This is a genomic window from Klebsiella oxytoca NBRC 105695 (genome assembly GCF_001598695.1).
GTDB lineage: Bacteria > Pseudomonadota > Gammaproteobacteria > Enterobacterales > Enterobacteriaceae > Klebsiella > Klebsiella oxytoca.
The window spans coordinates 130,574-143,548 of record NZ_BCZK01000001.1 but is presented as its reverse complement, the minus strand read 5'-3'; the positions used below and the strand labels follow the sequence as shown (position 1 = coordinate 143,548).

Annotated in this window: 10 protein-coding genes and 1 pseudogene; 8 read left to right on the top strand and 3 right to left on the bottom strand. The window is 56.2% G+C overall.

The genetic code is table 11. The features are described 5' to 3' along the window. Position 1 precedes the first annotated feature (1 nt). From KO1_RS00590 to yegS, 8 genes and pseudogenes are all read left to right on the top strand, one after another. Positions 2-1,417 (top strand): MFS transporter, encoded by a 1,416-nt coding sequence (locus tag KO1_RS00590; protein WP_004114008.1) that lies wholly within the window; start codon positions 2-4, stop codon positions 1,415-1,417. Beyond that, positions 1,414-2,943, top strand: coding sequence for an envelope stress sensor histidine kinase BaeS (gene baeS, locus KO1_RS00585; RefSeq protein WP_004114009.1), 1,530 nt, complete (start codon positions 1,414-1,416; stop codon positions 2,941-2,943). The genes KO1_RS00590 and baeS overlap by 4 nt, the downstream gene beginning before the upstream one ends. Next, positions 2,940-3,662, top strand: a complete 723-nt coding sequence (gene baeR / locus KO1_RS00580; protein ID WP_004103744.1) for an envelope stress response regulator BaeR — start codon at positions 2,940-2,942, stop codon at positions 3,660-3,662. The genes baeS and baeR overlap by 4 nt, the downstream gene beginning before the upstream one ends. A gap of 200 nt (positions 3,663-3,862) precedes the next feature. Beyond that, positions 3,863-5,062: a PcfJ domain-containing protein gene (locus KO1_RS00575; protein ID WP_023329863.1), complete on the top strand. Its 1,200-nt coding sequence runs from the start codon at positions 3,863-3,865 to the stop codon at positions 5,060-5,062. Continuing rightward, complete coding sequence (locus tag KO1_RS00570; RefSeq protein ID WP_004103748.1) at positions 5,062-5,778, top strand: DUF1266 domain-containing protein; 717 nt, start codon at positions 5,062-5,064, stop codon at positions 5,776-5,778. Before KO1_RS00575 ends, KO1_RS00570 begins: the two co-directional genes overlap by 1 nt. 11 nt (positions 5,779-5,789) lie before the next feature. Next, positions 5,790-7,901 (top strand): annotated as a pseudogene (locus KO1_RS00565) (DUF4034 domain-containing protein). A gap of 115 nt (positions 7,902-8,016) precedes the next feature. After that, positions 8,017-9,378 (top strand): prephenate-dependent tRNA uridine(34) hydroxylase TrhP, encoded by a 1,362-nt coding sequence (gene trhP / locus KO1_RS00560; protein WP_004114016.1) that lies wholly within the window; start codon positions 8,017-8,019, stop codon positions 9,376-9,378. Positions 9,379-9,621: 243 nt separating this feature from the next. Beyond that, positions 9,622-10,515 (top strand): lipid kinase YegS, encoded by an 894-nt coding sequence (gene yegS, locus KO1_RS00555; RefSeq protein ID WP_004103756.1) that lies wholly within the window; start codon positions 9,622-9,624, stop codon positions 10,513-10,515. Here the strand turns inward: yegS and KO1_RS00550 are convergent, their stop codons facing one another. From KO1_RS00550 to KO1_RS00540, 3 genes are all read right to left on the bottom strand, one after another. Then, the gene (locus tag KO1_RS00550) at positions 10,516-10,986 is read right to left on the bottom strand and encodes a YqeJ family protein (protein ID WP_004103758.1); all 471 of its coding nucleotides are present in this window, start codon (positions 10,984-10,986) and stop codon (positions 10,516-10,518) included. After that, positions 10,973-11,782, bottom strand: coding sequence for a winged helix-turn-helix domain-containing protein (locus tag KO1_RS00545; protein WP_004103760.1), 810 nt, complete (start codon positions 11,780-11,782; stop codon positions 10,973-10,975). Before KO1_RS00545 ends, KO1_RS00550 begins: the two co-directional genes overlap by 14 nt. Positions 11,783-12,199: 417 nt before the next feature. Then, positions 12,200-12,973, bottom strand: a complete 774-nt coding sequence (locus KO1_RS00540; protein WP_024274473.1) for an ABC transporter ATP-binding protein — start codon at positions 12,971-12,973, stop codon at positions 12,200-12,202. Between the last annotated feature and the right edge of the window lie 2 nt (positions 12,974-12,975).

Here is a 12,975-nt window from a genome sequence, read left to right as displayed (position 1 = left end):
CATGACAGATCTTCCTTCCAGCGTACGCTGGCAGCTGTGGATAGTGGCCTTTGGCTTTTTTATGCAAGCGCTGGATACCACCATCGTTAACACCGCCCTCCCCTCAATGGCGCAAAGTCTTGGGGAGAGCCCGCTGCATATGCATATGGTTATCGTCTCCTACGTGCTGACGGTGGCGGTGATGCTGCCCGCCAGCGGCTGGCTGGCGGATCGTGTCGGAGTAAGAAATATCTTTTTTAGCGCCATCGTGCTGTTCACCGCCGGCTCCCTGTTCTGCGCGCAGGCCGCCACGCTCGATCAGCTGATTCTGGCCCGGGTGCTGCAGGGCGTCGGCGGCGCAATGATGGTTCCCGTAGGCCGCCTGACGGTAATGAAAATTGTCCCGCGCAGCCAATATATGGCGGCGATGACCTTCGTCACCCTGCCCGGCCAGGTGGGGCCGCTGCTCGGCCCGGCGCTCGGCGGGATGCTGGTGGAGTACGCCTCCTGGCACTGGATCTTTCTGATCAATATTCCGGTTGGCATCGTCGGCGCCATCGCCACGCTGTGGCTGATGCCCAACTACACTCTGCAAACCCGGCGCTTTGATATCCTCGGCTTTATTTTGCTGGCCGCCGGCATGGCGACGCTCACCCTGGCGCTCGACGGCAAAAAGGGGCTCGGAATCTCCCCCCTGTGGCTGACGGCGCTGGTGGCCATCGGCGCGGCGTCAATTCTGTGCTATCTGTGGCACGCGCGCGGCAACCGCAACGCGCTGTTCAGCCTGAAGCTGTTTAACAACCGCACCTTTTCTCTCGGCCTTGGCGGCAGCTTCGCCGGGCGCATCGGCAGCGGCATGCTGCCGTTCATGACCCCGGTGTTTTTACAGATTGGCCTCGGCTTTTCGCCGTTCCACGCCGGGCTGATGATGATCCCGATGGTGCTTGGCAGCATGGGAATGAAGCGTATTGTGGTTCAGGTGGTCAACCGCTTCGGCTATCGCCGGGTGCTGGTGACTTCAACGATCGGCCTCGCGCTGGTCAGCCTGCTATTTATGGCCGTCGCGCTCGCGGGCTGGTACTGGCTGCTGCCGGTGGTCCTGTTTCTGCAGGGAATGATTAACTCCAGCCGCTTCTCCTCAATGAATACCCTGACCCTGAAGGACCTGCCCGACGATCTGGCCAGCAGCGGCAACAGCATGCTATCGATGGTCATGCAGCTGTCGATGAGTATCGGCGTCACTATCGCCGGGATGCTACTCGGTCTCTACGGCCAGCAGCATATCGGCGTCGATGCGGCGACCGCTCATCAGGTGTTTCTTTATACCTACTTAAGCATGGCGGTGGTTATTGCGCTGCCGGCACTCATTTTTTCCCGCGTACCGGACGACACCACGATGAATACCGTGATTCGTCGCCGTAAAAGGAGTGAGTCTTGAAGTTCTGGCGTCCCGGCATTACCGGCAAGCTGTTTATCGCGATTCTTGCCACCTGCATCGTGCTGCTAATCAGCATGCACTGGGCGGTGCGTATCAGTTTTGAACGCGGCTTTATCGACTATATCAAGCGCGGCAACGAACAGCGCCTGACCATGCTCGGCGATGCCCTGAGCGAACAGTATGCCCAGCACGGCAGCTGGAAGTTCCTGCGCAACAACGACCGCTTTATTTTCCAGCTGCTGAAAACCTTTGAGCGCGACAATGACGATCGCTCGCCGCCGGGTCGCGGCATGGGTCCGATGGACGAACCGCATCCGGGCCCCGACCCCGGAGAGATGCCGCCGGATGCCGCGCCGGACCGCCCCCTTGAGGGCCCGCGCGGCGATCGTGGCGATCGCGGTCCCGGTCCTGATATGCCTCCGCACGGCTGGCGCACGATGTTCTGGGTGGTCGATCAGAAAGGGCGCGTACTGGTGGGCCCGCGCGAGCGCGTCCCGACAGACGGCACCCGGCGCAGCATTATGGTTAACGGCGTCGAGGTTGGCGCGGTCATTGCCTCGCCGGTTGAGCGCCTGACACGCAATACCGATATCAACTTCGACCGTCAGCAGAAACGCACCAGCTGGCTGATTGTCGCCCTCGCTACGCTGCTGGCGGCGCTGGCCACCTTCCCGCTGGCGCGCGGTCTGCTCGCCCCGGTTAAACGGCTGGTTGAGGGGACTCATCGTCTGGCGGCCGGCGATTTCTCCACCCGGGTCACCGCCACCAGCAGCGATGAACTGGGGCGCCTGGCGAAAGATTTCAACCAGCTAGCCAGTACCCTTGAACGCAATCAGCAAATGCGCCGCGACCTGATGGCCGATATTTCTCATGAACTGCGCACGCCGCTGGCGGTGCTGCGCGGCGAGCTGGAGGCGATTCAGGATGGCATCAGGAAATTTACCCCGGATTCCATCGCCTCCCTACAGGCGGAGGTCGCCACCCTCACCAAACTGGTCGAGGATTTGCACCAGCTTTCCATGTCCGATGAAGGCGCCCTCACCTACCAGAAAAGCTCGGTGGATATTATTAATCTGCTGGAGGTCGCCGCCGGCGCGTTTCGCGAGCGCTTCGCCAGCCGTGGACTGTCGATTGGCGTTTCGCTGCCGGAAAGCGCGGCGATTTTCGGCGACCGGGATCGCCTGATGCAGCTGTTCAACAACCTGCTGGAAAACAGCCTGCGCTATACCGATAGCGGCGGCGGCCTGCAGATTAGCGCCAGCCAGAGCGGCCAGATGCTGATTCTCGACTTTGCCGATAGCGCGCCCGGCGTCACCGACGAACAGCTGGAGCGGCTGGTTGAGCGCTTTTATCGTACCGAAGGGTCGCGTAATCGTGCCAGCGGCGGCTCTGGTCTGGGGCTGGCAATTTGCCTTAACATCGTGGCTGCCCACGGCGGCACTTTACGTGCCGACCATTCGCCTTTGGGCGGGGTTAGCATTAAAGTAGAGTTACCTCTGGAACGTAATTTATCGAGAGACGTATGACTGAATTACCTGTTGATGAAAACACGCCGCGCATTCTTATCGTGGAAGATGAGCCCAAACTGGGCCAATTGCTGATCGATTATCTTCAGGCGGCGGGTTATGCGCCGACGCTGATCAATCACGGCGATCGGGTTCTACCGTACGTTCGCCAGACGCCGCCGCATCTGATCCTGCTGGATCTGATGCTGCCCGGTACCGACGGACTCACTCTGTGCCGGGAAATCCGCCGTTTCTCTGAGGTTCCGGTGGTGATGGTAACCGCCAAAATCGAGGAGATCGACCGCCTGCTGGGGTTAGAAATCGGCGCCGATGACTATATCTGTAAGCCCTATAGCCCGCGTGAAGTGGTGGCCCGCGTGAAGACCATTCTTCGCCGCTGCAAGCCGCAGCGCGATCTGCAGGCGCTGGATGCCGAAAGCCCGCTGATTGTCGACGAGGGCCGCTTCCAGGCTTCCTGGCGCAACAAGCTGCTGGACCTCACGCCCGCCGAGTTCCGGCTGCTGAAGACCCTCTCTCAGGAGCCGGGTAAAGTCTTCTCCCGTGAACAGCTGCTCAATCATCTGTACGACGATTACCGCGTGGTCACCGATCGCACTATTGACAGCCATATCAAAAACCTGCGCCGCAAGCTGGAATCGCTGGACGCCGAGCAGTCGTTTATCCGCGCCGTTTACGGCGTTGGATATCGCTGGGAAGCCGACGCCTGCCGCCTGGCGTAACCGCCCAGCCCCGGCTCAGCGCCGGGGCTGGCATTTTCTGTTATCCGCTCCCCCAAATAAGCCCCTCTGCGGCGCTTCTGGAAAAAAACTGCGCCCTTCGGGTCATAATCTGAGAATACCGGCAAAAATAAGAAATACGTCACCGGCATGATATATTGCAGGCGGATATTCTCTATATATTCAACTGCGCAAGGAATGCCATGAGTAATATTCATAGAAAATATAGTCCACGAAATATAATTAACGCCCCTGATGTAAAATCGGCCATTATTTCTCGCAGCGAACAGCGTGACGACGGTAGTAGTATTCAACGCTGGCTAAGCAACCATTTTTTTCGCTGGGCTATCGGTAATTTTCCCCACGTTTACCCCGTACGCTCCGCCGCCGATTATGCGGTTTACTTTGGCGCGGAGAAGGCGATCCCCGCGTGGTTGATATCCGGGCTGGGCGGCGGCGGCGCCTTTTACTATCTTAATCCACAGCATCCGCAGCTGCTGGCGACGGAAAGGGAGTTACTGGAGTTCCTGTTGCGGCTGGAAGGCACGCGGCTGGAAAGCAAACTTCAGCGCATTAACTGTTTCACCGTCCTGGACATGCGCGAGGCCGAGCACCAGAAAATGCAGCGCCTGCGCGAACGAGGCTGGTACCCCTCCAGCGACGACGCCATTAAGCCGCTGATGAAGGTCACTGCTGGGCAGTGGGTCGCCTTCGATGCCGCCAGCCCGGCCTTGCGTAGTGAAATGGCCTATGAATCCTGGCATATGCAGCACTGCGTCGGCCAGTTCGAGGATAAAGGGTCACTCTCCGGCGGCTACGGCGAGTACTACGCCCGGCAAATTGAACAAGGCGCATTTCGCCTTCTGAGCCTGCGCGACGAAAATAATATTCCCCACGTCACCCTGAGCCTGAGGATAAATAATGACAGCATGAGTATCGATCAAATTAAAGGTAAGCAGAACCAGCATCCTGTTAAAAAATATGCCGCCGACGTTTTGGCTTTATTACATTATCTGCAACCACGTCCCGAGCGCCACGCCGATTGTGAAGGTATGGGGATCGTCTATGAAGCGACGCCGCAATTTGCTGGCTGGAAATTTATCACCGATGTGGTTGATTTTGATTTTTTACTCAACGTTCTGCATAACAATTTTCATTTAATGACGCACTTCCCTCACCCACCGGTGGCGCTACAGTGGCTGCTTCTGCACAGCGCTCCGGAGGCATTGCGCTATCTTCGGACGATCGATCCCAACGTGGCGACCGCGGCGGAAATGCTGTTCCCACAGCATGAATGGCACCCTACGCTTGCCGGGAAAAACACCTGCAGCCAGCCTTTTGAAATTGAGAGCCTGACGCTACAAACCACGCGCTACCGACCCCACACCGGAGAGAGTCCTTGATGCTGCTGATAGCCTTGTTTACCACCGCTTATTACCTGCGCTTACGCGCCAAAAAAAAGAATAAACAGCTGGTTGCCGCCCGCATCGCCGAGGAAAAAGAAAAGGACCGTCTTAACGATCTGCGCCGCGATAGCCGAAGACGCCAGTGGGCGCTGGCGTTAGCCGATCTCCTCTCGCACCGCAATGGCCTGCCGACAAAAGGCGTACAGCTGGCGTTGAAACTTGATGATGACCAGCGCCGCCACCTGACGCAGCAGGTAAAAAAAGAACTGGGCTTGCATCAGCACCTCGACGGCGCGGCGTTACGCCAGCAGATCGCCGAGATCCTGCGCTGCTGGCCGGCGGGCATGGGCAACTCGCCGCGCACGTTTTACCACCACCTGGCGGCCCAGGGCCGGGTTCGCGACGCGCTGGCGTTCGACTGCATGCGCACCGCCTTTCTGACGCGCTGTATCGCCGGGCTCGGCTGGTGCGACGAAAATCAGGCCTGGCTGGTTCTCCTGTTAAACGCCCAGCGGGCGCAGGATTGTTTTGCTTCGTGGGAAGATTACGCCACCGCCTACGTCCGCGCCCGCCGGGTACGGCTGGCGTTAATGGATACGCCAACGGCGGTTGCCGGACGCGATGTGCAGGAGGTGGCCTGTTATCTGAAAGCCTCCTTCAGCCGCTGGAAAACGCTGCCGTGGAATGACTTCAAAATTTTCGACCCGGTTTAAAAGGAGTGTTTATGGAAAAGGATGACCCACTGCTCACCGCCATGTTTGAGATGTGCAACCGTAAAAATCCCCTCAATGACGGACAGCGCGAGTGGTCTATCGCGGATCTTCCCGGCCTGTTGCGCGAAGGATGTTATAACGAGCTCGAGGCGCGCTATAGCCGGGCGCTGGCGGAAAGCCTGACCAGCCGCGAGGCGGAAAAACGTTACTTCCTCGCCTGGACGCAGATGTGCAACCATTTTTACGATATGGATGCGCTGGTCGAGGCCGGGCCTGCTGGGTTAGCGCCGATCAAAAACTGGCAGCGCGCCCGCCCGCGCTCCAGCTATGCCTGGCTTGCTGAGGCCCAGTACTGGAACCACCGCGCGTGGCTCTATCGCAGCTACGGCTGGGCGCAGGATACCACCCGCGCCATGTGGATCTGCGCCAGCGCCTGCAATGAGCGGATGGTCATTGCCGCTCTCTACGCCATCGACCTCGAACCACGCCAGTGGATGGCGGCGTCCCTGACCAGCACTAACTCTAAGGTCTTCGGCCAGCCCGACTGGCTGGCTGAGTTCCTTGCCGGCGCTGAGGTTGCAGGACGACCGCTGATGCAGGAACTGGTTGAGTATCACCGCCGCTCACCGCAGGAAGTGGAGGCGCTGATGGCCCATTCCGGCCTGTCGTTTGCCGACGCGGTATGCCCGGATCTGCCTCGTCCGCAGGTACTGCCTGCGTGCGATGGCGACGCCGGGCAACGCTACTGGCTCGCCGTTTGTCTGGCGATTTTCCCGACGGCATTTTACGCGCTGGATGAGTATATTCCGTTTCGTATGCCGCGCTGGGGAGGATCGCATCAGGAGATCCGCGAATTTCTGGCTTCAACGGTATGCGATCATCTTACCGCCGCCGAGCGGGAGCATCTGGAACTTTTAATCTGGTGGGATGACCATCGCGATCTGCGTATCAATGAAGTGGATTCACCGACCGAGCGGGAGCATATTATCGCCAAAGCCGAAGAGATTGCCCGGCGGGCGCACATGGCGCAGTCTCGCCACCATGCGCTGGAGTAGCTGCTGCTCTGCTATAGCGATTTAGACGATAAAGACGCGCTCTGGCTCACCCTGCAGCGTTCGGTCATGGAAAAAGTGAAGCTCAACAATTACTACACCGCGTGGGCGTTAAAGTTTGCGCTGCGCGATTTCCCGGACAGCGAGTAGATTTACAATTTCATCTGCCAGAATGCGCAACAAACCGAATACGGCGTGCCGAAAATCTATCGCGGCTACTTCCAGTACGCGGGGTTATTTGGCTTTGAAAAAGATAAAGCGCAGGGCGCCGTCTGGCTCGATAGCGTCGCCGACATTGAATACGACCATAACTGGCGGGCGGCGATAAAAGATTTTCGCTGGCTCGGTTACCCCGAATATCTCCTGCCTCTGGCCCACCTTGGCGCCCGGAGAAACATCCCCAGCGCGCTTAATCAGCTCGGGGTGGAATCTCATGCCAGAGATAACGGAGGCTTGTTGCCGTACGATCCCGCCATCGCCTTCGGTTACTGCCAGCAAGCGGCCGAGATTTTACGCCAGCACGTCGCGCAGCGCGACGCAGATAATAAATATCGCTTGATCGCCAACGGCGGCGATGACGGCTATGAACAGGATCTGCAGGAGATCCATTTCCGCATGGCCAACTGCAGCGAACGTCTGATCAACCAGGCTCCGCCGGCGGAAAAGCGCGCCGCTTACGAAAAAAACCTTCTCGATAATCTCTATCTGGCCTCCCGCTATGGCGATAAGCGGGCCTGGGAACTCTTTCTGCTTAATATCGCCGGCGTAAAAGATTTAGCGCTGGCGCACTCACATTTGCAACAGGTGCAGGAAGCGGCAAATAAAGGTTCGCCGGAGGCCATGGTGGCGCTGTCGCAGCTGTACGGTAACAAACGGGATAAAGCGCTTTATAATATGAAACAGAGCGCGCGCTGGACGCATTTTTTCATCACCTTGTACCCTGAACATGAATTATTCATGGATCTGGATGCTCTCCATTTCGATTCTTTCTGGAAACGCTGGCGCTTTGCCTGGTACACCTCACGTATCCCGGATTCCGAGCTGCCGGGGCAGGTCAACTCCATGGTGTAAGGTGGTTTACTCCCCTGCCCCACAGCGCTACAATGCCCGCCCTTAATGTGGGGGCACTCCCCAACTCGCCGCACCGGGTGCGGCGAATCTGACCTGTCATCAGAACGAGAAAATCATGTTTAAACCGGAACTCCTTTCCCCGGCGGGAACGCTGAAAAATATGCGTTACGCTTTCGCCTATGGCGCAGATGCCGTTTATGCGGGCCAACCCCGCTACTCCCTGCGCGTGCGTAACAACGAATTCAATCACGAAAATCTGCAGCTCGGCATTAACGAAGCCCACGCGTTGGGTAAAAAATTCTATGTGGTGGTTAACATTGCCCCGCATAACGCCAAGCTGAAAACGTTTATTCGCGATCTGAAGCCGGTGGTGGAAATGGGGCCGGATGCGCTGATCATGTCCGATCCGGGCTTAATTATGCTGGTGCGCGAACATTTTCCCGACATGGATATTCATCTGTCGGTGCAGGCCAACGCCGTGAACTGGGCGACAGTCAAGTTCTGGCAGCAAATGGGGCTGACCCGCGTCATTCTCTCCCGCGAGCTGTCGCTGGATGAAATCGCCGAAATTCGCAGCCAGGTGCCGGAGATGGAAATTGAAATCTTCGTTCACGGCGCGCTGTGCATGGCCTACTCTGGCCGCTGCCTGCTCTCGGGCTATATCAACAAACGCGATCCGAACCAGGGCACCTGCACCAATGCCTGCCGCTGGGAGTACAACGTGCAGGAAGGTAAAGAAGACGACGTCGGTAATATCGTGCATAAGCACGAACCGATCCCGGTGCAGAACGTCGAGCCGACGCTGGGCATCGGCGCGCCGACTGACCAGGTGTTTATGATTGAAGAGGCCAAACGTCCGGGCGAATACATGACCGCGTTTGAAGACGAACACGGCACCTATATCATGAACTCGAAAGATCTGCGCGCTATCGCTCACGTCGAGCGGCTGACCCAGATGGGCGTTCATTCGCTGAAAATCGAAGGCCGCACGAAATCACATTACTATTGTGCCCGTACCGCTCAGGTCTACCGCAAGGCCATTGACGACGCCGCCGCAGGCAAACCGTTCGATACTTCCCTGCTGGATACCCTGGAAAACCTCGCGCATCGCGGCTATACCGAAGGTTTTCTGCGTCGCCATACGCACGATGACTACCAGAACTATGAGCACGGCTACTCTGTTTCCGAACGCCAGCAGTTCGTCGGCGAATTTACCGGCGAGCGCAACGGCCAGCTAGCGGCGGTGGCGGTGAAAAATAAATTTTCCGTCGGCGACAGCCTTGAGCTGATGACCCCGCAGGGCAACGTCAACTTTACTCTCGAACATATGGAAAACGGCAAAGGCGAGCGAGTGTCGGTAGCGCCGGGCGACGGGCACACAGTATGGTTACCTGTCCCGGAAGATATGGTGCTGCAATATGCTCTGCTGATGCGCAACTTTACTGGTCAGACAACCCGAAACCCGCACAGTAACTAGTTAATTTGGGTTATTTTTTCACGATGTAAAGATATTAGAAACGGATCACATACCGTTTCGTTCAAAGCAGATATCATCTATTTCGCTGAAAAACATAACCCATAAATGCTAGCTGTACCAGGAACCACCTCCTTAGCCTGCGTAATCTCCCTTACGCGGGCTTATTTTTTATCTCTCCCCCCGCCTTCGCTTTCTTCATGCGGTACACTTTATGCATTACTGAGCAATAAAGGTCCCCTGATAATGTCCACGTTTCCAGCCAGCTTACTGATTCTGAATGGCAAAGGCGCCAATGAACCGCAGCTACGCGAGGCGGTTAAACTGTTACGCGACGAAGGAATCGATATTCACGTCCGCGTCACCTGGGAAAAAGGCGATGCCGTTCGCTTTGTCGATGAAGCTCTGCAGCTGAATGTCGAAACGGTGATTGCCGGCGGCGGTGATGGCACCATCAATGAGGTGGCGACGGCGCTGGTCGAGCGCGACGGTAAAATGGCGCTGGGGATTTTGCCGCTGGGCACGGCGAACGACTTCGCCACCAGCGTCGGCATCCCGCAGGATCTGGCCAGCGCGCTGAAGCTGGCCATCGTTGGCCGCGAAGTGGCGATAGATATTGCGCGAGTTAACGATAAGACCGGTTTTATTAATATGGCCACCGGCGGTTTCGGCACCCGCATTACGACCGAAACCCCGGAGAAACTCAAGGCCGCGCTCGGCGGCGTCTCGTATTTGATCCACGGCCTGATGCGCATGGATACGCTCAAGCCGGACCGCTGCGAAATCCGCGGCGAGAACTTTCACTGGCATGGCGATGCGCTGGTCATCGGCATCGGCAACGGGCGTCAGGCCGGCGGCGGCCAGCAGCTGTGCCCGGAAGCATTAATCAACGACGGCCTGCTGCATCTGCGCATTTTCACCGGCGAAGAGCTGATCCCTGCGCTGTTCAGCACCCTGGCAAATCCGCAAACCTCGCCGAATATCATCGACGGCGTCTCATCGTGGTTTGAGATAACCGCCCCTCATGAGATGACGTTTAACCTCGACGGCGAACCGCTGACCGGTAAAACCTTCCGCATGGAGCTTTTACCGGCCGCGCTACGCTGCCGGCTTCCTCCCGACTGTCCGCTGCTACGTTGATCAGGTTTCGCAAAGCAAAGACGGCGCCCGGCTGGTATACAGCAGCCGGGTTCGTTGATTGAGCCGCTGAATATTAAGGTAAAACGGCACCTGCGGCTGCAGGAAAAACTTGGGCAGGATGTTGTTAATATGCTTCTCCTGCTCGGTTTCGCCGATGCTGGCAGAGACGGTTTCCGATCGCAGGAAGTAGTGCTGGCCGTCGCGGGTAAAGCTAAACCAGATGTTCTGGTTGATGGTAAACGATTCACCCTGCGGCGGCGTAATCTCTCCCCGGACAATCACCAGCCCACGGGTGCTATCAAATACGAAGCGTAATGAAATATCGCCCTGATAACCTGAGTTTAATAGCCGCATCTCACCGCTGCACTGGAAATGATTGCGCTGCCAGTATTGCCAGGATTTTATCGTCATACCGCTTAATACTCCGATAAATACGATAGCGATTAACCATTTAATTTCACGCCGGCGCATTGACTACCTCCTTAATGTAATATTTGGTGAGGCATTGATTATCACGCCATTGACTAAATGGCTGACGGCAGCGAATCACCGACACCCGCGCTTGCCCGGGATAAAGCGTCAAATAAATCCATGGATATTCTTCGCATTCAAATTTACTGCGCTTGATAAAATTGACATGACGAACATGGTCAACTACGTCATTATTGGCAAAGAAGTGACATTGTTGCGAAAATTTAGCAATTATGGGCGAATAACTTTGCAAATAAGATTCGAATTCTGTTTGCCACGCAACAAATCCACAAACCAGACAACTCAGCAGCGCCGCAAGCCCCCACAAAAGAGAGCGTCGCGGCCTTAACCGCTTTTTTTCGGGCAAACTCGCAGCTGCGACCTCCTTATGAACAGGCTCGTCAACGGGCGCTTGTGGCTCCTCCGCCGTCGGTGCCTTCTCTACATCGCGCGGCTGAGATTCCGTAACCGTTAATGTTGCATCCAGCCTGACGCCTACCCTCGGCACCGTAATAATAATATCCTCGTCTACCCCCAGCTCCTTAAATGCCCGACGTAACAGGGAAATATTCTGGTAAAAACCGTTGCTGGTTACCTGGGCGCCATGCTTTATCCACACTTCCTCAAAAAAGGTTTCGCGGGCAACAGTATTGCCATCATGCTGAATAAGCAGTAATAAACAGCGGCTGGCCGGCATATTTAAGGAAACCGTTTTCGTCTCGTCAGCAATAAGTATTAGAGCGCTACGCTGAGGAAAAAAGGCAATTCTTCCATTAATCGTATATATTTTTTCCATCCTGTTCTCTGAGAATAGTAATCACGTGGATGAGCGGCAGGGGGTACCCTACTATAAATAGGGTAATCCGCCATGACGTTGATGACATCTTAAGATTATTCGCAGGCGAGTTTACTCTATTACTCAGCAGATCTGGAGGCGTAATACGCAGTTTTTCCTTGTTATTAGCAAGGTTTAAATGAATTTACAGAACGGAATATTTTGTACTTCAAATTGAAATTGGCTATTTATTTCAAAAAAAATAATAAATACAAGTTATAATTCGTAAAAGATGCATTCACACAACAGATACTTTCATTTTAGATCTAAATACCACATTTACATTAATAGACGATATTTATAACTATAACTACATATCGTTTCAAAGTTTTATCTATAAAATGGGCGCATTTCCCACGTGACAATGCGCCATAAAGCTTAGTATGTCGCCACCTCGCGCGCCATTTCGCGCGTATATTGCCGACTGGCGTTGACCAGCATCTGCGTATAGGCCGTCCGCGCCTCGCCGCTGACCAGCGCATCGACCGTCAGGGTTTCAAGGATCTTCCCGTACTGCATCACCGCCACGGTCTGGCATAAATGGGCAATAACCCCGAGATCGTGGGTAACCATCAGGTAAGTGAGCTTAGCCTCCTGCTGCAATTCTGCCAGCAGATTGAGGATCTCCGCCTGCACCGACACATCCAGCGCCGACGTCGGCTCATCCAGCAGCAGTACCTGAGGCTCAAGAATCAGCGCTCTGGCTATCGCCACGCGCTGCCGCTGCCCGCCGGAGAGCTGATGCGGATAGCGCTCGCGAAAGGCACGGTTGAGGCCAACTTTGTCCAGCAGCGCATTGATCCGCCGGTCGCGGTCGTTGATACGATGGATCTGCAGCGGCTCTTCGAGGATATCGCCAATGGTGTGACGAGGATGCAGCGATCCGTAGGGGTCCTGAAATACCATTTGCACCTGACGGCAGCGCTTGCGGCTAATTTCATGCCCTAAGCGCTGACCATCGATGGCCAGCTCCCCCTGCCAGTGGGTAAACAGCCCCGCCAGGCACTTGAGCACCGTCGTTTTACCGGAGCCGGACTCGCCTACCAGACCGTAGATCTCGCCGGGCTTAACGTGGAAACTGACGTCATACAGCACCTGGTTACGCTTCTCCCCCTCGCCAAACGCGAGGTTGAGATGTTGAACTTCAATCATCA

Bases quoted from the DNA above. Each gene is read 5' to 3' on its own strand.
- trhP (WP_004114016.1), top strand. From the start codon at position 8,017: ATGTTTAAACCGGAACTCCTTTCCCCGGCGGGAACGCTGAAAAATATG.
- KO1_RS00590 (WP_004114008.1), top strand. From the start codon at position 2: ATGACAGATCTTCCTTCCAGCGTACGCTGGCAGCTGTGGATAGTGGCC.
- KO1_RS00550 (WP_004103758.1), bottom strand. From the start codon at position 10,986: ATGCGCCGGCGTGAAATTAAATGGTTAATCGCTATCGTATTTATCGGA.
- yegS (WP_004103756.1), top strand. From the start codon at position 9,622: ATGTCCACGTTTCCAGCCAGCTTACTGATTCTGAATGGCAAAGGCGCC.
- KO1_RS00545 (WP_004103760.1), bottom strand. From the start codon at position 11,782: ATGGAAAAAATATATACGATTAATGGAAGAATTGCCTTTTTTCCTCAG.
- KO1_RS00540 (WP_024274473.1), bottom strand. From the start codon at position 12,973: ATGATTGAAGTTCAACATCTCAACCTCGCGTTTGGCGAGGGGGAGAAG.
- KO1_RS00570 (WP_004103748.1), top strand. From the start codon at position 5,062: ATGCTGCTGATAGCCTTGTTTACCACCGCTTATTACCTGCGCTTACGC.
- KO1_RS00575 (WP_023329863.1), top strand. From the start codon at position 3,863: ATGAGTAATATTCATAGAAAATATAGTCCACGAAATATAATTAACGCC.
- baeR (WP_004103744.1), top strand. From the start codon at position 2,940: ATGACTGAATTACCTGTTGATGAAAACACGCCGCGCATTCTTATCGTG.